The following is a 20,898-nucleotide window of genomic DNA, read 5'->3' as shown; positions in this document are numbered from 1 at the left end:
CCGCGGCGCACCCGCCTCGGCGCGCCGGCACACCGACCGACCGTTCGAAGGAGAAGCGCCATGTGCGGGATCGTGGGATACATCGGGAAGCGCGACGTCGCGCCGCTGCTGCTGGAAGGGCTTCAGCGCCTGGAGTACCGGGGCTACGACTCCGCGGGCATCGCCGTCCAGACCCGCGGCTCCGGCCTGAAGTCCGTCAAGGCCAAGGGCCGGGTACGCGATCTGGAGGCGAAGCTCCCGAAGCGCTTCGCCGGCACCACCGGCATCGCGCACACCCGCTGGGCCACCCACGGCGCCCCCAACGACGTGAACGCGCACCCGCACCTCGACCCCGACGGCAAGGTAGCCGTCGTGCACAACGGCATCATCGACAACGCCTCCGACCTGCGGGCCAAGCTCGCCGCCGACGGCGTGGAGCTGGTCTCCGACACCGACACCGAGGTCCTCGCCCACCTGGTCGCCCGCGCCCAGGCCGGCACCCTCGAAGGGCGCGTGCAGGAGGCGCTGCGGCACATCGACGGCACGTACGGCATCGCGGTGCTGCACGCCGACTTCCCCGACCGCATCGTCGTCGCCCGCAACGGCTCGCCGGTCCTCCTGGGCATCGGCGAACACGAGATGCTGGTCGCGTCCGACGTCGCCGCGCTCGTCTCGCACACCCGCCAGGTCGTCACCCTGAACGACGGCGAGATGGCCACCATCAAGGCCGACGACTACCGCACCTACACCACCGAGGGCTCCCGCACCTCCACCTCCCCGGAGACCGTGGAATGGGCCGCCGAGTCCTACGACATGGGCGGCCACGACACCTACATGCACAAGGAGATCTCCGAGCAGGCGGACTCCGTGGACCGGGTGCTGCGCGGCCGCATCGACGACCGGTTCGCCACCGTCCACCTGGGCGGCCTCAACATGGACGCCCGCGAGGCGCGCGGGGTGCGGCGGGTGAAGATCCTCGGCTGCGGGTCCGCGTACCACGCCGGCATGATCGGCGCGCAGCTCATCGAGGAGGTGGCCCGCATCCCCGCGGACGCGGAGCCCGCCAGCGAGTTCCGCTACCGGAACGCCGTGGTGGACCCGGACTGCCTCTACATCGCCGTCAGCCAGTCCGGGGAGACCTACGACACCCTCGCGGCCGTGCAGGAACTCAAGCGCAAGGGCGCCCGGGTGCTGGGCGTGGTGAACGTCGTGGGTTCGGCGATCGCCCGCGAGACGGACGGCGGCGTGTACGTGCACGCCGGGCCCGAGGTGTGCGTCGTGTCCACCAAGTGCTTCACCAACACCGCGGTGGCGTTCGCGCTGCTGGCCCTTCACCTCGGCCGCATCCGCGACCTGTCCGTCGCGGACGGCAAGCGGCTGATCGCGGGCCTGCGGAGGCTCCCGGAGCAGATCGCCGAGATCCTGGACGGTGAGGAGGCGATCCGGCGGCTGGCCGCGGAGTACGCCCAGGCGCGCAGCATGATGTTCGTGGGCCGGGTGCGCGGCTATCCGGTCGCGCGTGAGGCGTCGTTGAAGCTGAAGGAGGTCTCCTACATCCACGCCGAGGCGTACCCGGCGTCCGAGCTCAAGCACGGCCCGCTCGCACTGATCGAGCCCGCCGTGCCGACGGTGGCGATCCTGCCGGACGACGAACTGCTGGAGAAGAACCGCGCGACGCTGGAGGAGATCAAGGCGCGCCACGGCCGGATTCTGGCGGTCGCCCACGCCGAGCAGGAGAAGGCCGACCACACCATCGTCGTGCCGCGCAACGAGGTCGAGCTCGACCCGATCCTGATGGGCCTGCCGCTCCAACTCCTCGCCTACCACACGGCGCTGTGCCTGGACCGGGACATCGACAAGCCGAGAAACCTGGCCAAGTCGGTCACCGTCGAGTAGCCGTCGCCCGGCCCTCGCGACCGGAGCAGGGCGGGGGCGTCGTAAGAGGCCGGACAGACGGGGGCGGACTTCCGCGCGGGCCACCACCGCGCGGGAGTCCGCTCCCGAGGTAGCCGGCGTCGCCCATTACGCCGGCTGGTGCTGCCGCTCCCGGGACCGTCACCTCCCGGCGGGCAGCATGTCGTTGTTCTCTGTATGCCCCTCACAAGCGCACAATGCACCTCCTGGCCCCGACGGATTTTCGGGGGACCGGGACGACCGGCGCGGAGGGGTGACGCCGGCTCAGCGCGAGGGCGAGCCGAGGGCAGGGCTGAGGCGCCGTCAGGGGATGGTGACGACGGGGCGTTGGGCGCGGCGGGCGAGGCGCCCGGCGACGGAGCCGAAGAGGCGGCCGACCAGGCCGTGGGTGGAACCGACCACGATCGCGTCCGCCTCGTACTCCTGCCCGACCTCTTCCAGCTCGTGGCAGATGTCGCCGCCGCGCTCGACCAGGACCCAGGGGACCTCGGCGAGATGGTCGGCGCAGGCCAGTTCGAGGCCGAGGACTTCGGTGCGGTGGTCGGGGACGTCCACGAAGACGGGGGGCTCGCAGCCCGCCCACACGGTGGTGGGCAAGCGGTTGGCGACATGCACGATGATCAGGCCGGAGCCCGACCGCCGGGCCATGCCGATCGCGTACGCGAGGGCGCGCTCGCTGGAGGTGGAACCGTCGAAGCCGACGACCACGCCGTGCCGGAAGGCCGGGTCGCAGGAGTGGCGCGTGCGCTCCTCCGCCTCGGGCACCGCGGGCACCGCATCCGGTGCCGCCCGGGGGTCGGCGACCTGTCTGCGGTCCGCGGGTTCGGGGATCTCGTGTCCAGCCATGGATGTCTCGGAGCTGTGAGTCCTCTGCGGGAAGCGGTTGCGGAAGGAGCCGGAGCCCGGAAGGGACGAAGGCGGCCGTCACGGGCGGGAACCCTCTTTCCCCTTCCTTTACCCCGAGGATACGGCGGCACTCCCCCGTGCCCGCAACGGGAGGAAGCGGTGCGCGGGCGCGCGCTGACCCCGGAGCATGCACCAGCACCGCCGCTTTGCGCAACGTGCCTCCGCGCCCCTTACACCCCCCGGCACCTGCCCGTGAGCCAGCCGGACGGACCGTCGTCACCCCCGCGCTTTTCAGCCAACTTCTTCGCCGGTCTCACCGGCCGCCGCCCTCACCCGTCAATACGGCTCCCACCAGGGCAGAAACGGGTACTCCGGGTGTGTGGACGGCCCCCCTGAAGGGCAGTGAGGTTATGCGTACTACCCAACGAGCCCGGTCAGTGCAACGCTTCGTGATCGAATGCTTCACGCCACGTGGCCATGTCGACATAGCACCGCGTGCTGAAGTTGGTTCGCCGAGGTCACGCGACACAGTAGATTCGATCTTGGCTATCGCCGCGGGGGAGAGAAGTGCAGGATCTTGAGGACGCGACGATGAGGGGGGCTTACAGTCCGATGAGCGTTCCCACGAGCCAGGAGGACTCCAGGGAAGGTCCGGCGTCGGCCACCGCACGCAAGCTGGCCGCGCGCCGGCGGCGAGAAGTCGTCGCCGTGCTGCTGTTCAGCGGCGGACCGATATTCGAGAGTTCCATCCCGCTCTCGGTGTTCGGCATCGACCGTCAGGACGCCGGTGTCCCCCGCTACCGGCTGCTGGCCTGTGCCGGCGAGGACGGCCCGCTGCGCACCACCGGCGGGCTCCAGTTGACCGCCCCGCACGGCCTGGAGGCGCTGTCCCGGGCCGGCACCGTCGTCGTCCCCGCCTGGCGTTCGATAAGCCAGCCGCCGCCCGCCCCCGCGCTGGAGGCCCTCCGTCAGGCGCACGACGAGGGCGCCCGGGTGCTGGGCCTGTGCACCGGCGCGTTCGTCCTCGCGGCCGCGGGCCTGCTGGACGGGCGCCCCGCGACCACGCACTGGATGTATGCGCCTACATTGGCCAAGCGCTACCCGGCGGTCCACGTCGACCCGCGGGAGCTGTTCGTCGACGACGGCGACATCCTCACCTCCGCCGGCACCGCGGCCGGAATCGACCTGTGCCTGCACGTGGTCCGCACCGACCACGGCGCCGAGGCCGCCGGCGCGCTCGCCCGCCGCCTGGTCGTGCCGCCGCGCCGGGCCGCCGGGGCGGACGGCGCGCACCCGCGCCACCTGGACAGGTCTTTACCGGAGGAGATCGGCGCCGACCCGCTGGCCGAGGTCGTCGCCTGGGCGCTGGAGCACCTCCACGAGCAGTTCGACGTGGAGGCCCTCGCCGCGCGCGCGTACATGAGCCGCCGCACCTTCGACCGGCGGTTCCGCACGCTGACCGGCAGCGCCCCGCTCCAGTGGCTGATCACCCAGCGCGTGCTCCAGGCGCAGCGACTCCTGGAGACCTCCGACTACTCCGTGGACGAGGTCGCGGCCCGCTGCGGCTTCCGCTCGCCGGTGGCGCTGCGCGGCCACTTCCGGCGCCAGCTCGGCGCCTCGCCGGCCTCGTACCGCGCGGCCTACCGGGCGCGCCGCCCGGACGGCGGCGGCGCGGACGACCCGCGGGTGCCGCACGCCCGCAAGGTCCCGGCGGCGCACGAGAGCGGCCGCGACCCCGACGGCTCCCGCAGCCACACGACCGCCCCGGGCAGCGCGGAGGGCCGCGCCGACGGCGCGGCCGAGCCGGGAAAGCCGCAGTCGGACGCCTGGTCGCACCGGCTGCCCCGGCAGCGGGGACGCGGCCACGGGCGGGCGACGTAGGGTAAAGCGCATGAATGATCGCATGGTGTGGATCGACTGCGAGATGACCGGCCTCTCCCTGACCGGCGACGCGCTGGTCGAGGTGGCGGCGCTGGTCACCGACTCGGAGCTGAACGTCCTCGGCGAGGGTGTGGACGTGGTGATCCGTCCGCCGGCCGAGGCACTGGCGCAGATGCCCGAGATCGTGCGGAGCATGCACACGTCATCCGGTCTGCTGGAAGAGCTGGACGGGGGCACCACGCTCGCGGACGCCGAGGAGCGTGTCCTCGCCTACATCCGGGAGCACGTGCCGGAGGCGGGCCGGGCGCCACTGTGCGGGAATTCCGTCGGCACCGACCGGGGGTTCCTCGCCCGGGACATGCCCAAGCTGGAGTCCCACCTGCACTACCGGATCGTGGACGTGTCCTCGGTGAAGGAGCTGGCCCGCCGCTGGTACCCCCGGGCGTACTTCAACAGCCCGGAGAAGAACGGCAACCACCGGGCGCTGGCCGACATCCGGGAGTCGATCGCGGAGCTGCGCTACTACCGCGAGGCGGTCTTCGTGCCGCAGCCCGGCCCGGACTCCGACACGGCGAAGGAGATCGCCTCCCGCCACGTGCTGTCCGGGCCGGAGTAACCCGAGCAGCCGGGGAGGCCGGGGAGGGGGCGGCGGGAAAGCCGCGCGCGAGCACCCCGGCGGACCCTGTACACTCTTTCTCGGCCGGTGCGGAACACAGCCGGTCATGGTGGGCGTAGCTCAGTTGGTAGAGCACCTGGTTGTGGTCCAGGAAGTCGCGGGTTCAAGTCCCGTCGTTCACCCCAGAGGATCAAGGGCTGACCTGCGGAATCGGGTCAGCCCTTGATCGCTTTCCGACGGCGGGGTCCCTCCGGGGCGCCCCGAACGGCATCGCTCCCGCCAAGGCGACCGAGGCCACCCCAGCCCGCCGAGGCCGCGTCGGGCGCTCTCCCGCGACACCGCATCGCCACGTCGCCACCCGCCCGGCGACCGCGCCCCAGAAGCGCACGGCCGCGTTCGTCGCCTTCGCGCACCTTCGGCACCCGCCGCTGCCCGCCGTCCCGCCCCAACCCCGGCGAGGCCCCCGGTTCTTCGACCTCCTCGGCGGGCTCTTCTGAACTCCTTGAGTCCGCGCAGGACTTCGCTCCGGTGAGGTCCGGCACGACGCGGACTCGGCCGTGAACGAGGCGTGAAGACTGCCGGGTTCCGGCAATGCCGCGCGTCCGCGCGCTGTGGCACGGTGAGGCCACACGACAACGGGCACGGGGGTGCGGCGATGGGGGATTTCCTGCGGGCGACGCTGGAATTCCCAGCCGTTCTCTTCACTCCCGCCCTGCCGGCGGTGCTCGTCTACTGGCTCTTCGTGCTGTTCGGAGGCGTGCCACTGGGCACCTTCGCGGAGGGCGGAGGCAGCCGGGAAAGCCCCACGGCAGTAGCCGCTGCCGGCCGTTCGACCCGGCGGGCGTTCCACGGGGCACCGCCGGCCGTGGTGGTCTCGCTGCTCGTCGCGATTGCCTGGTTCTTGTCCCTGGCCGTCACCGTGCTCGTTCCCGGCACACCACTCCGGCTCACCGCGCTGCCCGCGGTGCTCTGGGCCGCATGGCTCCTCACCCGGCTGACGCTGCGGCCGCTGCGCCGCTTCGCGCGGCCCGAAGAGGGCATCTCGCACGCGGAGTTCGTCGGCCGGGTGTGCGTGATCCGCACGGGACGGGTGAACGCACTCTTCGGCCAGGCCGAGGTCGCCGCGCCGGACGGGGCGACGGCCCTGGTCCAGGTGCGCGCGGACGACGTCCTCGCCCCGGAGCTCACCGCCGGCGACACGGCCCTCATCTACGCGTACGACGCGGAAGGCGGTCACTTCCACGTCGCGCCCCACGACGCTTCCTGAAGCTTCCTGAACGAAGGACATCCCCTATGGACGTCATCTCCACCGGACTCGGCGTGCTGATCGCCGCCGCCCTGCTCGTCACGGTCGCCCTGCTCTTCGTGCTGGGCCGCTTGTTCCGCAAGGTGCCGCAAGGCAAGGCGCTGATCGTCTCCCGGATGCGCAAGGTGGACGTCACCTTCACCGGCGCGGTCGTGCTGCCCGTGCTGCACCGGGCGGAGGTCATGGACATCTCCGTGAAGACCATCGAGATCGGCCGCACCGGGCGCGAGGGCCTGATCTGCCGGGACAACATCCGCGCCGACATCCGCATCTCGTTCTTCGTGCGCGTCAACAAGACCGTCGAGGACGTGGTGAAGGTCGCCCAGGCCATCGGCACCGAACGCGCGAGCGACCGGGCGACGCTGCAGGACCTGTTCAACGCCAAGTTCTCCGAGGCGCTCAAGACCGTCGGCAAGCAGCTGGACTTCGCCGACCTCTACACCAAGCGCGACGAGTTCCGCGACCGCATCGTCGCGGTCATCGGCACCGACCTCAACGGCTACAGCCTCGAGGACGCCGCCATCGACTACCTGGAGCAGACCCCGCTGGCGCAGCTCGACGGGAACAACATTCTGGACGCCCAGGGCATCCGCAAGATCACCGAACTCACCGCGGCCGAGCACATCCGCACCAACGAGTGGCAGCGGAACGAGGAGAAGGAGATCACCCGCCAGAACGTCGACGCCCGCGAGGCCGTGCTGGAGCTGGAACGCCGGCAGGCGGACGCGGAGATCCGTCAGCAGCGCGAGGTCGAGACGGTACGGGCGCGGGAGGAGGCCGAGACCGCCCGGGTGCAGGCCGAGGAGCGGCTCCGCTCGCACACCGCGCACCTCAAGACCGAGGAGGCCCTCGGCATCCAGAACGAGAACCGCGAGCGGGAGATCGCCGTCGCGAAGCTCAACCGCGATCGGGTCGTCGCGATCGAGAACGAGCGGATCGAGAAGGACCGCCTGCTGGAGGTCATCGCCCGGGACCGGGAGACCGAGCTGCGCCGCATCGCCGCCGACAAGGAGGTCGAGGCGGAGAAGCGCGACATCGCCGACGTGGTCCGGGAGCGCATCGCGGTGGAGAAGACCGTCGCCCAGCAGGAGGAGGAGATCAAGAAGCTGCGCACGGTCGAGGAGGCCGAGCGCGAGCGGCAGGCCCTGATCATCGCCGCCGAGGCGCAGGCGCAGGAGCGCCTGGTGAAGGACATCAAGGCCGCGGAGGCCGCCGAGCAGGCGGCCGGGCACCGGGCGGCGGAGGAGCTGACCATGGCGGAGGCCCGGCGCAAGGCGGCCGACCTGGACGCACAGTCGGCCGTACGGCTCGCCGAGGGCCGGCGCGCGGAGGCCGCGGCGACAGGGCTGGCCGAGGCCGAGGTCCAGGAGCGGATGGCCGACGCGCTCGCCCGCAGCCGCCAGGTGGAGGCGCAGGCCGCGAAGGACATGGGACTCGCGGAGGCGGAGGCCAAGCGAGAGCTGCTCAAGGCCGAGGCCGAGGGCATCAACGAGAAGGCGGCGGCCATGGCGGCGCTCGACGAGGCGAGCCGGGAGCACGAGGAGTACCGGCTGCGTCTCGACGCGGAGAAGGAGATCCGCATCGCCGGCATCGACGTGCACCGGCAGATCGCCGAGGCGCAGGCCACGCTGGTCGGCGCGGGCCTGGAGAAGGCGAACATCGACATCGTCGGGGGCGACTCGGTCTTCTTCGACAAGCTGGTCGGCGCCATCTCCGCGGGCCGCAGCGTCGACGCGTTCGTCGACGGCAGCACGTCGGTGCAGGCCATGGCCGGTCCGTGGCTGAACGCGGACGGAGACGGCTCGACCTTCACCCGGGACGTGACCCGCATGGTCGCGGGCCTGGGCGCCGGCGGCATGCGCGACCTGACCGTGGCGGGCCTGCTCAGCAAGCTCGTCTCGGCGGACGGGCCGCACACGGCGCAGCTGTCCGCGCTGCTGGAAGCGGTGCGGGGCACGGACGCGGGCGAGGTGCCGGTCTCGGCACTCGCCGCCTGAGGCCGCGCCGGCAGAGACACAGCGGCGGAGACACAGCGGCGCCGCGGCGCCGGGCGGAACGACGGGGCGGAACGGGAAGGGAAGCAGACGGATGGACGGTCGGCTGCAGGCCGGGCAGGGCTCCGGCACCGCCGGAACCGGGCCGGAGACGGACCGCGACGACACGACGTACGAGGTGCTGCGGCGCCGCATCGCCGTGGCCGCCGCGGAGTTGTCCCGGCGTACAACGGCGCTCAACGACCGCCGTACCGAGAGCTTCGGCGCGGGCCGGATCGTGCTCGGGGCGACCCACCGGATCGGGACCGCGGTGCCCTGCGTCCTGCGCGACGTGGCGCAGGTCGGCGGACTGCTGCTGACGGGCGGGGACCCCGTGGCGGGCGGCGGCGAGGCGGGTGTGGAGGACGTCCTCGCCCTCCACCGCCGCACCGCCGACGGGTTCGAGGCGCTGCCCGCGTCGGCGCTGCCCGGCCTGCTGGACGACCCCGCTTTCCGGCAGGACTTCGCCGAGCTCCAGCGCTTCTTCCGGGGCGCGCGCCTGCTGCGGCTGCGCCGCACCGGCTCCCGGCTGCTGGCGGTCTTCCGGACGGGCGAGGGCGCCGGGGACGTGCGCGTACTGCACTGGCGGCTCCCCGCGGACGGCGGCGCTCCGCGGTACGTGGACGCCCGCGGCGACCGGGCGGACGTCGCTCCGGCCGCCGTCCCGTCCGCCCTCGCCTGGACGGTCGCCGGACGCGACGCGCACGTGGCCGGGCGGCACCCGCACGTCTCGGTGGACGGGGTGGTCTTCGTCAGCACCGAGGGCGGGCGGCTGACCCTGAAGACGGAGAACGACACCGAGACCGCCGCCGGCGTCTGGTCGGAGCCGGTCGAGGAGCCGCTGCAGTCGCTGGCCGACGCCGACGTGCGGTGGGCCCGGGTCGGTCCGCTCGTGCTGCTGCGGGTCCGTCCCTACAACGAGTCCGCGTACCGGCATCTGGTCGTGAACCGGCGGAACGGCGAGGTCGTCCGTCTCGACGGGACGGCGCGGACGGCGCTGCGGCTGCCCGACGACCAGGGCGTGCTGTTCCCCGGCGGGTGCTACCTGGCCTCGGCCCCCGCGGGCGAGGCGGTACGCGAGTTCCCGGTGCCGGACGGCGACTGGCAGGTCGAGCGCAGCGTCGCCGCGCCGAACGGCGAGGACACGCTGTACGTGTTCCGCGAGGCCGGGAGCGACGCCGACGGCAGGCCGGACGCCGGCGGCGGCGCCCTGCTGGTGCCGTACAACCGGGTGCGGCAGGAGGCCGGTCCGCCGCTGGCCGTACGCGCCTGGACACTCTTCGAGGACGGCGGCCTGGCCGTGCTCAGGGCCGACGCGGACGCGACGGCCGAAGGCGTGCGGCAGCACCCGGCGCAGGTCTGGCGTACGCCGTTCGCCGCGGAAGGACACGACGACGGCGCGCGTCCCGTGACGGGGCCGCTGGCCCGGGTGGGCAACGCCGAGCTGGTCCGCTGCGTGGCCGAATGCCTCGACGTCGCGCGGACGGCCGCGCATCTGCCCCCGGGTACCGACGTGTTCACCGACGTCGCCGCCGCCTGCCGGCAGGCCACGGACCGCTTTCCGTGGCTCCCGGACGAGGGCCTCGGTGGTCTGCACGAGCCGCTCGCCGACCTGCGCGAGGCGGCGGACCTGATCGTGTCCGAGCAGGCACGGGAGGAGGAGGCGCGGGCGCGCGGCGAGGCGGCACTCGACTCCGCCGAGGAGGACGCCCTGGGCCTGACGCGGCGTGCCCGCGGAGAGACGCCCGCGAACTCCGGGCAGTGGGTGGCGCTGCTGACCGGGCTCCGTCGCGCCCGCGGTGAGGCCGAGGCGCTGCGCGAACTCCGCCACACCGACCCCGCCCGCGTGGCGGCTCTGGAGGAGAGCCTCGACGAGGCGCTGCACGAGGCAGGCCGGCGGGCCGTGAGCCGTCTGGCACGGCCGGAGGCGTTCGCCGACACGCTGGCGGAGGTCGCCGGGCTCGAGGCGGAGGCCGCCGAGGCGGCCACGGCCGCCGCGGTCGCGGCGCCGGCCGACGCGCTCGCCGCCCACGTCGAGCGGCTGCGCACGCTGACCGACGTGTTCGAGGCGCTCGAGGTGGGCGACGCCACCGTGCGGACGGCGCTGCTCGGCCGCTTCTCCGAGGTCAACGCCGCCCTCAACCGGGCGCGGGCGGTGGCCGACGGGCGGCGCCGGGACCTCGTGGAGCAGGAGGACCGGGAGGAGTTCGAGGCCGAACTCGCCCTGCTCGGACAGGCGTTGAGTGGCGCTCTGACCGGAGCCGCGACGCCCGAGGCGTGCGACGAGCAGCTCGGCGCGCTGCTCGTGCGGGTGGAGGGCCTGTCCGGTCGCTTCGGCGGTCTGGAGGAGCGGGCGTCGCAGCTCGACGACCGCCGGACGGAGATCGAGGACGCCTTCGCCGCACGACGTCAGGCGCTGCTCGACGAGCGGGCCCGGAGGGTCGAACGGCTCGCCGCCTCCGTCGAACGCGGTCTGGAGACCGTCGTCCGCCGCGCGGCGGCCATGGAGGACGCCGAGGACGTGCGAGCCTACTTCGCCGCCGACCCGATGGTGTCCCGGGTCCGTGCCACCGTGGAGGAGCTGCGCGCGGCGGGTGACGCGCTGCGCGCCGCCGGGTTCGACGGGCGACTCAAGGCGGCCCGGCAGGAGGCGCTGCGGGGGCAGCGCGACCGGGCCGAACTGCGGGACGGCGCTGGTACGGTGCGGCTGGGCCGTCACCGGTTCGCGGTGAACGAGGCGCCGGTCGCACTCACCCTGTCGCCGCGCGACGGGGCGATGTGCCTGGCGGTCACCGGCACCGGCTACCGGGAGGACCTTCCGGCGGAGGCGCTCGCCGGGACGGAGGAGTTCTGGGACCAGCCGCTCGTCTCCGAGTCCCCCGACGTCTACCGCGCCGAGTACCTGGCGGCGACGGTCCTGGAGCGTCTCGGCGGCGACCCGGAGACGTCGGCCGCCCTGGAGGCGGCGACCGACGGCGACGAGAGCCACGACAGGCTGCTCGCCGCCGTGCGGGAGGCCGCCGTCGCCGCGCACGACGAGGGCTACGACCGGGGCGTCCACGACCACGACGCGGCCCGCATCCTGGCCGTGCTCCTCGAGCAGCGCCGCACAGCCGGCCTGCTCCGCTTCTCCCCGGAGGTCCGGGCCGCGGCGCAGCTGTTCTGGGCCCGCGGGGCGGAGCAGGAGGCACGCGAGGCGTGGACGGTCCGTGGCCGGTCGCTGGGGCGTGCGCGCGCCCGGTTCGGCGACCCTTCGGCCAGGGCCGAACTGTCCGGGGAGCTGACCGCCGCCGTGACCGGCTTCCTCACCGACCGGCTGCCGGCCACCGGTTCGGGAGCAGCCCGCTGGGAGACCGCCGGCGGTGCACGCCTCGGCGCGGGCGCCTACCTGTTCGAAGAGCTCGCCGCCTCCGACGGCGACGTCCCCGGCCCCCGGTTCGTCACGGGCGGTGCCGCACGGGATCTCGCGGCCGGGTTCCGTGACGCCCTCGGCGGGGAGGACTCCCCGGCGGTCAAGGAGTTCACGGAGGAATTGCGCGCCGTGGGCGACGATCTGCGGGCCGGCTACCAGCTGGCCGACAGCTGGCTGCACGCCTACGCGTCGGCGCACGGGGCCGACCGGTCCGCGCTGGCCGAGGCCGTCGCGCTGGAGGTGTGCGGCACCGCGCTGCCCCGCCGGGACGCCGCCTCGCCGCAGGCGGACCCGGCGACGGGCCTGCTCGGCGTCCACCCGCGGGTGCGGCAGGGTCTGCTGCCGGTCCGCATCGACGAGTTCCTCGCCCGCACCGAGAAGTTCCGCACCGTCCGGGTGCCCGCCCACCGCGCCTACCGCAGACGGCGGGACGGCCTGCTGGCGCAGGCGCGGGAGCGGCTGGCGCTGGAGCGGTTCCAGCCCCGGGTGCAGTCCGGTTTCGTGCGCAACCGGCTCATCGACGAGGTCTACCTGCCACTGGTCGGGGAGGCGCTGGCCCGGCAGATCGGGTCCGCCGGTGTGGAGAGCCCGGCCGGACAGGGGCTGTTGCTGCTGCTGTCTCCGCCGGGCTACGGCAAGACCACGCTGATGGAGTACGTGGCCTCCCGGCTCGGCATGTTGTTCGTGGCGGTGGACGGGCCGGCGCTGGGGCGGCACACCACCTCCTTGGACCCGGCGGCCGCGCCGGACGGTGCCGCCCGGCGCGAACTGGAGAAGATCGATCTGGCGCTGCGGCTCGGTGACAACGTGCTGCTGCACCTCGACGACATCCAGCACACCTCGCCCGAGCTGCTGCAGAAGTTCATCCCGCTGTGCGATGCGCAGCGCCGGATCGACGGCGCCGACCGGCGTCACGACCTGCGCGGCAAGCGCTTCGCGGTGTGCATGGCGGGCAACCCGTTCACCGAGTCGGGCACCCGGTTCCGGGTGCCCGACATGCTGGCCAACCGCGCGGACGTGTGGAATCTGGGCGACGTGGTCGACGGCCGGGCGGACCTGTTCGCGCTCAGTCACGTCGAGAACGCCCTGACCTCGCACCCGGAGCTCGCGCCGCTCGCGGCACGGGAACGCTCCGACCTCGACCTGCTGCTGCGGATGGCGGAGGGCGACCCCGCCGTGCGGCCGGACATGCTGGCCCACCCGTATCCGGCGGACGAGCGGGAGCGGATCGTCGCCGTACTGCGCAACCTGCTCACGGTCCGGGACACGGTGCTGCGCGTCAACGCCGCCTACATCGCGTCCGCCGGCCAGGCGGAGACGGCCCGGACCGAACCCCCGTTCCTTCTCCAGGGGTCCTACCGGGACACCAACCGACTCGCGGGACGGCTCGCCGGGGTGATGAACGACGAGGAGCTGGAACGGCTGCTCGACGACCACTACGCGGCCGAGGCGCAGGCGCTGGCCTCCGGTGCGGAGGCCGCGCTGCTCAAGCTCGCCGAGCTGCGGGGACGCCTGTCCCCCGAGCAGCGCGAGCGCTGGGAGCACCTCAAGCGCGCCACGGTCTGAGAGCGGCGCCCGGGCCGGGGCCCGGGACCGGCGGACCAGGTGTGGAGCGGGCGCCGACCGGCGTGCCGCGGCCCGTCCCGCTCTGTGCAGGACGGGCCGCGGACGGTTCGGGGGTGGGCGGGGAGACCGACGGACCGGACGGCTCGTCAGACGACCTCGACGCCTCGTTCCTCCAGGTAGGCGACGGGGTTGACGTCCGTGCCGTAGTCACGCCCCTCGCGCACCTCGAAGTGCAGGTGGGGCCCGGTGCTGCGGCCGGTGTTGCCGGACTCGCCGAGCACGGTGCCGGCCTTCACCCGGTCGCCCTCCTCGACGTCGATCTTCGACAGGTGGGCGAAGAGGGTGTACTTGCCGTCGTCCATCCGGACGGTCACGGCCTTGCCGTAGGCGCCGGACCGGCCGGCGAACACGACCTTGCCGGAGCCGACGGAGTGCACCGGGGTGCCGACGGGGACGGCGAAGTCCACGCCGGTGTGGTGACCCGCCGCCCAGTCGCCGCGGATGCCGTACGGCGCGGAGACGGTCGACCCGGTGACGGGGCTGGCCCAGGACTCCGGCGGCCCGGACCGCCAGCCTCCGTAGAGCGCGGGGAGGTCCGACAACCAGGGCCCGCCGAGGGTGTGGGGGCCCGCCCCCAGCGGGTCGTCGTGCGTGTGGGCCGGCTGGGTCGCTGCGGCCGGGGAGGTGAGCCCCCAGCTGCCGCCGACGAGCAGAGCCGCCGTCAGCGAGCCGCAGGCGGCGCGGCGTAGAGCTGCTATCGGGCGTCGCGTTGCTGCATTCATAGCTGCGAGCAAACGGGAGCCGACGGTGCGTCGCATCCGGGGCGTGTCCACAGGGGTGACGCATCGCCAGCCGGCCGGAGGTCCGTGCAGGTGACGCCGGGTACCGGGCCAAAGGTTGGCGGGCGGTGACACCGCACCGGCCCGGCGGAGCCCGCACACCGGCTTCATCACGGTGTCGACATGGTCTCTCCCCGTCTCTTGACACCCCGGACGCACTGGGCAACCCTTCAACTCATCACATCTGGGAGCGCTCCCAAGGACCTGATCGCCTTCAGGTTCCGTACACGTTCGGGAGGATGCGATGCACAGCCAGTACCGACGCACGAACCGCACCACACGCAGATCGGCCCGGCGGCTGACGTCGCTCGGGATCGCCGCGGCCCTGGGCGCCGGGCTGCTCTCCGGCTGTGCCGGGGACGACGACAGCACGGCCGCGAACGGCAAGACGGAGGTCACTGTCGGCCTCTTCGGCACCTTCGGGTTCAAGGAGGCCGGGCTCTACGACGAATACGAGCGCCTCCACCCGGACGTCGTCATCAAGGAGAACGTCACCGCGCAGAACGCCGACTACTACCCCGCGCTGCTCAACCACCTGACGGCCGGGGCCGGCCTCCAGGACATACAGGCGGTCGAAGTCGGCAACATCAAGGAGGTCGCCACCCTCCAGGCCGACAAGTTCGTCGACCTCTCCGACGCCGCGGGCGTGAAGAAGGAGAACTGGCTGGACTGGAAGTGGGAGCAGGCCACCACCGACGACGGCAAGGTCATCGGCCTCGGCACGGACACCGGCCCGATGGCGGTCTGCTACCGCAAGGACCTCTTCGAGAAAGCCGGGCTGCCCACCGACCGGAAGAAGGTCTCCGACCTGTGGGCGGACGACTGGGCCAAGTACGTGGACGCGGGCGAGACGTACGCGGAGAACGCCCCGTCCGGCACCAGCTTCATGGACAGCGCCGCCGGGCTCTACAACGGTGCCGTCTCCAGCCATGCCGAGCGCTACTACGACGAGAGCGGCGAGCTGGTCTACCAGGACAGCGAGGCCGTGGAGACGTCCTGGGACCTGGCCATGCGGGCGGCCGAGGGCAAGCTGAGCGCGAAGCTCCAGCAGTTCACCCCCGCCTGGGACCAGGCGTACGCCAACGGCGACTTCGCGACCGTGGTGTGCCCCGCCTGGATGCTCGGCTACATCGAGAGCAAGGCGGGCAGGAAGAACGCCGACACGTGGGACGTCGCCGACGCCCCTCGCCCCGGCAACTGGGGCGGCTCCTTCCTCGCCGTGCCGGAGAACGCGAAGAACCGCGAGGAGGCCGTCAAGCTCGCCGCCTGGCTGACCGCCCCGGAGCAGCAGGCGAAGCTCTTCCAGAAGCGCGGCAGCTTCCCCAGCTCGCAGGCCGCGTTCGCGCTGCCCGAGGTCGAGGAGGCCACGCATGGGTACTACGGCGACGCCCCGACCGGGAAGATCTTCACCGAGGCCGCGAAGGGAGTCCCGGTCCAGATCCTCGGCCCGAAGGACCAGATCGTCGCCGAGACCCTCGCCGAAGGCATCCGGCAGGTGGAGCAGCAGGGCAAGTCGCCCGAAGAAGGCTGGGACTCCGCGGTCAAGTCCATCGACAACGCCCTCGGCTGACCGGAGCTGTGCGCATGACCTCCGAACGTCTCGACGCCGCGCCCCCCGCTCCTCCGGGGGGCGCGGCCCCGGCCCGGTCGCGCCCTCCGAGCGGCAGCGGCGAGGGCGGCCCGAAGCGTCCCCGCGGGGCGCCGTCCGGCGACGCCGACCGGGCGTCCGCCGCGCGGCGGGCCGCCCGGCGCAGCCGGCGCTACCAGCGCGACGCCCGCTGGAGCCCGTACGCGCTCATCGCACCGTTCTTCCTCGCCTTCGCCGCCTTCGGCCTCTTCCCCCTGCTCTACACCGGGTGGGCGTCGCTGCACCGCGTCTCGCTGCACGCGCCGACGGACATGGAGTGGGCGGGCCTGGAGAACTTCGCCCAGCTGATCCGGAACGACTTCTTCTGGAACGCGCTGGGCAACACCTTCGTCATCGGCGTCCTCTCCACCGTTCCGCAGCTGCTCATGGCCCTCGGCCTGGCTCACCTGCTGAACTACAGGCTGCGCGGCTCGACGTTCTACCGGGTCGCCCTGCTCACCCCGTACGCGACCTCGGTGGCCGCCGCCACGCTGGTCTTCGCCATGCTCTACGGCCGCGACTACGGAATGATCAACTGGGTGCTGGGCTTCTTCGGCGTGGACGGCATCGCCTGGGAGTCCGGTGACTGGTCCTCGAAGATCGCCGTGTCCACCATCGTCATCTGGCGCTGGACGGGCTACAACGCGCTGATCTACCTGGCGGCGATGCAGGCCGTGCCGCACGACCTGTACGAATCCGCGGCCCTGGACGGCGCGTCCCGGTGGCAGCAGTTCCGGCACGTCACGGTGCCGTCGCTGCGGCCGACGATCCTGTTCACCGTCGTCGTCTCCACGATCGGCGCGACGCAGCTCTTCGGCGAACCGCTGCTCTTCGGGACCACCGCGTCGGGCGGCGCCTCGGGGCAGTACCAGACGCTCGGCCTCTACCTGTACGAGCAGGGCTGGGTGAACTTCCATCTCGGCCGGGCCTCCGCCATCGCCTGGACGATGTTCCTGATCCTGGTGGTGATCGGCCTGGTCAACTGGCTGTTCGCCCGTCGGCTCGGCAAGAGCCAGTGAGGAGGCACGCCATGGCACATCCGACGGCCCGCCGCCCGGCACGGTCCGTGGCGCGACGTGCCGGCAGGCACCTGCACGGCGGCTGGATCACGTACACGGTGCTGACCGTCTTCACCGTCGGTTCGCTGTTCCCGCTGGTGTGGACGGCCATCGCCGCCTCCCGCGACAACGAACGGCTCGCCGAGACGCCACCGCCCTTCTGGTTCGGCCAGAACCTGTTCACCAACCTCTGGACGGCGTGGTTCGACGCCAACATGGGGCTGGCGCTGTTCAACACCGTCGTGGTCGCCGGCTCCGTCACGGTCGCCACGGTGCTCTTCGGCACGCTGGCCGGCTTCGCCTTCGCCAAGCTGCGGTTCCGCGCCAAGAATCTGCTGATGCTGCTGGTGATCGGGACGATGATGGTCCCGCCGCAGCTCAGCGTGGTGCCGCTGTACATGGCGATCGCCGAACTGGAGTGGACCAACCAGCTCCAGGCGGTGATCCTGCCGATGATGGTGAGCGCGTTCGGCGTGTTCTTCATGCGGCAGTACCTGGTCAGCGCGCTGCCGACGGAGCTGATCGAGGCCGCGCGGGTGGACGGCGCGCACAGCCTGCGCGTCGTGTGGCACGTGGTCTTCCCGGTGGCCCGGCCCGCCATGGCGGTCCTCGGCATGCTGACCTTCGTGCTCGCCTGGAACGAGTTCTTCTGGCCGATCATCGCGCTGACGCAGGAGAACCCGACCGTCCAGGTCGCCCTCACCGGCCTCGACCGCGGCTACATCCCCGACCAGTCGGTGATCATGGCGGGATCCCTGCTGGGCACGCTGCCGCTACTGCTGGTGTTCGCCCTGTTCGGCAGACAGATCGTCGGCGGCATCATGCAGGGCGCCGTGAAGGGCTGACCCGCAACCACTCGCCGGCCCGCCGGACCCTCTTGACGTGACTGTTCCGGGCGGACGGCCCAGACCTGAATTGGGAGCGCTTCCATGACTGCAGCAACTCCGGCACCCTCCACGACGGGATCCGCGACCCGCCGGTTTCCGCCCGGCTTCGTGTGGGGTGCGTCCACCGCCGCCTACCAGGTGGAGGGGGCGGCGCGGGAGGACGGACGCACGCCGTCCATCTGGGACACCTTCTCCCACACCCCCGGCCGGACGCTGAACGGCGACACCGGCGACGTCGCGTGCGACCACTACCACCGCTACCGGGACGACGTGGCGCTGATGTCGCGGCTCGGACTCGGCGCCTACCGCTTCTCGGTCTCCTGGTCCCGGGTGCAGCCCACCGGGCGCGGCCCGGCCGTCCAGCAGGGCCTGGACTTCTACCGCGCTCTGACCGACGAACTGCTCGACGCGGGCATCACGCCGGTGCTGACCCTCTACCACTGGGACCTCCCGCAGGAGCTGGAGGACGCGGGCGGCTGGCCGGCCCGTGAGACGGCGTACCGCTTCGCCGACTACGCGGCACTCGTCGGGGAGGCGCTGGGCGACCGGGTGGAGATGTGGACCACCCTCAACGAGCCCTGGTGCAGCGCCTTCCTCGGCTACGGCTCCGGTGTGCACGCGCCGGGTCGCACCGACCCGGCCGCCGCGCTGCACGCCGCCCACCACCTCAACCTCGCCCACGGGCTGGGCGTCTCCGCGCTGCGGACGGTGCTGCCGTCCCGGGCGCAGGCGATGGTCAGCCTCAACCCCGCCGCAGTGCGTCCCCGTTCGGACTCCGAGGCGGACCGGGACGCGGCGCGGCGTATCGACGCGCTCGCCAACCGCGTCTTCACCGGCCCGATGCTGCACGGCCGCTACGACGAGGACCTGTTCGCGGACACCGCCCGGATCACCGACTGGTCCTGCGTACGGGACGGCGACCTGGATCTGATCCACCAGCCGCTGGACGCGCTGTGCGTCAACTATTACACCCCGTCCCTGGTGTCGGCGGTCGACAGCGGCGACGTGGAGCGCAGCGACGGCCACGGCGCCAGCACCCACTCCCCCTGGCCGGGGGCCGGCCGGGTCGCCTTCCACCAACCCCCGGGCGCGCGCACCGACATGGGCTGGAGCATCGACCCGACCGGCCTGTCGGACCTGCTGCTGGGGTTCACCCGGGAGGTTCCCGGGCTGCCGCTGTACATCACGGAGAACGGGGCGGCCTGCGCGGACGAGCCGGACGCCACCGGCCGGGTGGACGACCCGGAGCGCATCGCCTACCTGCACGGCCACCTCGCCGCGGTGCACCGGGCGATGGCCGAGGGCGCGGACGTGCGGGGCTACTTCCTGTGGTCGCTGCTGGACAACTTCGAGTGGGCCTACGGGTACACCAAGCGCTTCGGCGCCGTGCACGTCGACTACGCCACGCAGCGCCGTACGCCGAAGTCCAGCGCCGCCTGGTACGCCGAGGTGTGCCGGACGGGCCTGCTGCCGGGCGATCCGACCGTCTAGGTGTGTTGTCCCGGCACGTTGGTGACGGGACAACACGCCTAGAACGAACCGGTCGGTGGGGCCGGTGAAGGCGCGGCGGTCGCGTCCGTCACCGGCTTCGCCCCGGCGGCGAACGACGCCAGCGCGGCGCCGTGCTCGACCCGTCCGGGGTGCGGGTCTCCGGCGACCCGCCGGGTCAACTCGGCCACGTCGAGGCCCGCGTCGGACGCCGCGAGCACGACATTGCCGAACCTCCGCCCGCGCAGCACCGCCGGGTCGGCCACGGCGCACACCTCGCGGAAGACCTCGCCCACCGTCGCCACCTGCCCTCGCAGGTGCGTCAGTCCGCCGCCGTCGGCGAGGTTGGCCGCCCACACCCCGCCGGGACGCAGCACGCGCCGCCCGTCGGCGACGAACTCCACGCTGGTCAGATGGGCGGGCGTGCGTGCTCCGTGGAAGACGTCGCTCAGCACCACGTCGGCCCACCCGTCCGGTACGCGGGCCAGCACCGCGCGGGCGTCGCCGGACCGCACCCGTATCCGCCATCCGGGGTCCAGCGGCAGTGCACGGCGTACGAAGGCGGTCAGCGCGGTGTCGGTCTCGGCGGCCTGCTGCGTGGAGCGGGGCCGGGTCACGGCGACGTACCGCGCGAGGGTCAGGGCGCCGCCGCCGAGGTGCAGCACGCGCAGCGGGCGGCTCGGCGGCGCGGCCAGGTCGAGCACATGGCCGAGGCGGCGCTGATAGGCGAAGTCCAGGTACGCCGGATCGTCCAGGTCGACGTGCGACTGCGGGGCGTCGTCCACCGTGAGCGTCCAGGCGCGCGGACGGTCCGGGTCCGGCTCCAGCCGGGCGAGTCCGCCGCCGACCGGTTCGGCCGGCTCCTCGCGGTGCTGCCGCGTGCGCCGCCGGCCCGCGTCGTCCCGTCGTCTCCTCGCCACGCCCTCCAGTATCGCGGGCGGTGCGGCCGGGGAGGACGGCCGGGCGTCGGCCGGGCTCAGCGGCAGCGGTCGACGGCCTCGATGGTGCGGGCCGCCTCACCGAGCGCGGCGCGCAGCCGGGCCGGTTCGGTGGTGCGCAGTTGCGCGCCCTCCGGCGGCACCAGCCATCCGGTGCCGCTGACCGGAGGCTCGGCGAGGGGCCGCGGACCGGGCTGGAAGGTCTGCGTACAGGCACTGCCCGGCAGGTCCCAGGCCGCCGCGGTGCCCGGCGGCACCAGGAAGCCCAGGGTGTCGCAGGGCCCGTCGTGCAGCACCTGGCCGACGCCCTCCCGGAGCCGCAGGATGTCGACGGCCTCCATCCCCTGCCGGGCCGGCACGGTCACCAGGTCGCACGGTTCCCCGGGCAGGCGGATCGCGCCGGCAACCGAACTGCTCGCCCTCACTCCTCTGTCCCGCACGCGCGCCTCCTCGACTCGTCGCTGTGCCGAGTCCAACGCGCGGCGGCGTCAACGGCCACGGCGGCGGA

Annotated in this window: 14 protein-coding genes and 1 tRNA gene; 11 read left to right on the top strand and 4 right to left on the bottom strand. The window is 73.0% G+C overall.

What is annotated here, in order from left to right; all coding sequences use genetic code 11:
• Positions 1-60 precede the first annotated feature (60 nt).
• Positions 61-1,875: a glutamine--fructose-6-phosphate transaminase (isomerizing) gene (gene glmS / locus E4198_RS17750; RefSeq protein WP_136184026.1), complete on the top strand. Its 1,815-nt coding sequence runs from the start codon at positions 61-63 to the stop codon at positions 1,873-1,875.
• 321 nt (positions 1,876-2,196) lie between these two features.
• Here glmS and E4198_RS17745 read toward each other — a convergent pair whose 3' ends face one another.
• Positions 2,197-2,739 (bottom strand): universal stress protein, encoded by a 543-nt coding sequence (locus E4198_RS17745; RefSeq protein ID WP_136184025.1) that lies wholly within the window; start codon positions 2,737-2,739, stop codon positions 2,197-2,199.
• Positions 2,740-3,351: 612 nt separating this feature from the next.
• On the opposite strand from E4198_RS17745, the gene E4198_RS17740 reads away from it, so the two are divergent.
• The 6 genes from E4198_RS17740 (at position 3,352) to E4198_RS17715 (ending at position 13,553) form a co-directional block, all read left to right on the top strand.
• Positions 3,352-4,620 (top strand): helix-turn-helix domain-containing protein, encoded by a 1,269-nt coding sequence (locus E4198_RS17740; RefSeq protein ID WP_136184024.1) that lies wholly within the window; start codon positions 3,352-3,354, stop codon positions 4,618-4,620.
• A 10-nt stretch (positions 4,621-4,630) separates the two neighbouring features.
• Positions 4,631-5,236 (top strand): oligoribonuclease, encoded by a 606-nt coding sequence (gene orn, locus E4198_RS17735; RefSeq protein WP_136184023.1) that lies wholly within the window; start codon positions 4,631-4,633, stop codon positions 5,234-5,236.
• 109 nt (positions 5,237-5,345) lie between these two features.
• Positions 5,346-5,421: transfer RNA gene (locus tag E4198_RS17730), tRNA-His, on the top strand.
• A gap of 470 nt (positions 5,422-5,891) precedes the next feature.
• Positions 5,892-6,503, top strand: coding sequence for a hypothetical protein (locus E4198_RS17725; RefSeq protein ID WP_136184022.1), 612 nt, complete (start codon positions 5,892-5,894; stop codon positions 6,501-6,503).
• A 26-nt stretch (positions 6,504-6,529) separates the two neighbouring features.
• Complete coding sequence (locus tag E4198_RS17720; RefSeq protein WP_136184021.1) at positions 6,530-8,539, top strand: flotillin family protein; 2,010 nt, start codon at positions 6,530-6,532, stop codon at positions 8,537-8,539.
• A 91-nt stretch (positions 8,540-8,630) separates the two neighbouring features.
• Entirely contained in the window at positions 8,631-13,553 is a 4,923-nt protein-coding gene (locus tag E4198_RS17715; protein ID WP_136184020.1) for a DNA repair ATPase, read from the top strand.
• 146 nt (positions 13,554-13,699) lie between these two features.
• On the opposite strand, the gene E4198_RS17710 is transcribed toward E4198_RS17715, so the two are convergent.
• Positions 13,700-14,335 carry a M23 family metallopeptidase gene (locus E4198_RS17710; RefSeq protein WP_136184019.1) on the bottom strand — a complete coding sequence of 212 codons (636 nt, stop codon included), beginning with the start codon at positions 14,333-14,335 and terminating at the stop codon, positions 13,700-13,702.
• Positions 14,336-14,636: 301 nt separating this feature from the next.
• On the opposite strand from E4198_RS17710, the gene E4198_RS17705 reads away from it, so the two are divergent.
• From E4198_RS17705 to E4198_RS17690, 4 genes are all read left to right on the top strand, one after another.
• Positions 14,637-15,962 carry an extracellular solute-binding protein gene (locus E4198_RS17705; protein WP_136184018.1) on the top strand — a complete coding sequence of 442 codons (1,326 nt, stop codon included), beginning with the start codon at positions 14,637-14,639 and terminating at the stop codon, positions 15,960-15,962.
• 14 nt (positions 15,963-15,976) lie between these two features.
• The gene (locus E4198_RS17700) at positions 15,977-17,038 is read left to right on the top strand and encodes a sugar ABC transporter permease (protein WP_136184017.1); all 1,062 of its coding nucleotides are present in this window, start codon (positions 15,977-15,979) and stop codon (positions 17,036-17,038) included.
• Between the two features lie 11 nt (positions 17,039-17,049).
• Entirely contained in the window at positions 17,050-17,922 is an 873-nt protein-coding gene (locus E4198_RS17695) for a carbohydrate ABC transporter permease (RefSeq protein ID WP_136184016.1), read from the top strand.
• An 84-nt stretch (positions 17,923-18,006) separates the two neighbouring features.
• A complete protein-coding gene (locus E4198_RS17690) occupies positions 18,007-19,455 on the top strand; it encodes a GH1 family beta-glucosidase (RefSeq protein ID WP_136184015.1) in 1,449 nt (482 codons plus the stop codon).
• A 38-nt stretch (positions 19,456-19,493) separates the two neighbouring features.
• Here E4198_RS17690 and E4198_RS17685 read toward each other — a convergent pair whose 3' ends face one another.
• Together E4198_RS17685 and E4198_RS17680 are read right to left on the bottom strand one after the other, a co-directional pair.
• Positions 19,494-20,372 carry a fused MFS/spermidine synthase gene (locus tag E4198_RS17685; RefSeq protein WP_136184014.1) on the bottom strand — a complete coding sequence of 293 codons (879 nt, stop codon included), beginning with the start codon at positions 20,370-20,372 and terminating at the stop codon, positions 19,494-19,496.
• Between the two features lie 56 nt (positions 20,373-20,428).
• Complete coding sequence (locus tag E4198_RS17680) at positions 20,429-20,815, bottom strand: hypothetical protein (protein WP_247597946.1); 387 nt, start codon at positions 20,813-20,815, stop codon at positions 20,429-20,431.
• Between the last annotated feature and the right edge of the window lie 83 nt (positions 20,816-20,898).

The organism is Streptomyces sp. RKND-216, assembly GCF_004795255.1.
GTDB classification, from domain to species: Bacteria; Actinomycetota; Actinomycetes; order Streptomycetales; family Streptomycetaceae; genus Streptomyces; species Streptomyces hazeniae.
The sequence above is the reverse complement of the archived record's forward strand: the minus strand, read 5'-3'. Positions and strand labels throughout refer to the sequence as shown.

Coding starts and splice junctions, on each gene's coding strand:
- orn (WP_136184023.1), top strand. CDS start 4,631: ATGAATGATCGCATGGTGTGGATCGACTGCGAGATGACCGGCCTCTCC.
- E4198_RS17700 (WP_136184017.1), top strand. CDS start 15,977: ATGACCTCCGAACGTCTCGACGCCGCGCCCCCCGCTCCTCCGGGGGGC.
- E4198_RS17695 (WP_136184016.1), top strand. CDS start 17,050: ATGGCACATCCGACGGCCCGCCGCCCGGCACGGTCCGTGGCGCGACGT.
- E4198_RS17715 (WP_136184020.1), top strand. CDS start 8,631: ATGGACGGTCGGCTGCAGGCCGGGCAGGGCTCCGGCACCGCCGGAACC.
- E4198_RS17745 (WP_136184025.1), bottom strand. CDS start 2,739: ATGGCTGGACACGAGATCCCCGAACCCGCGGACCGCAGACAGGTCGCC.
- glmS (WP_136184026.1), top strand. CDS start 61: ATGTGCGGGATCGTGGGATACATCGGGAAGCGCGACGTCGCGCCGCTG.
- E4198_RS17720 (WP_136184021.1), top strand. CDS start 6,530: ATGGACGTCATCTCCACCGGACTCGGCGTGCTGATCGCCGCCGCCCTG.
- E4198_RS17710 (WP_136184019.1), bottom strand. CDS start 14,335: ATGAATGCAGCAACGCGACGCCCGATAGCAGCTCTACGCCGCGCCGCC.
- E4198_RS17705 (WP_136184018.1), top strand. CDS start 14,637: ATGCACAGCCAGTACCGACGCACGAACCGCACCACACGCAGATCGGCC.
- E4198_RS17725 (WP_136184022.1), top strand. CDS start 5,892: ATGGGGGATTTCCTGCGGGCGACGCTGGAATTCCCAGCCGTTCTCTTC.
- E4198_RS17740 (WP_136184024.1), top strand. CDS start 3,352: ATGAGCGTTCCCACGAGCCAGGAGGACTCCAGGGAAGGTCCGGCGTCG.
- E4198_RS17690 (WP_136184015.1), top strand. CDS start 18,007: ATGACTGCAGCAACTCCGGCACCCTCCACGACGGGATCCGCGACCCGC.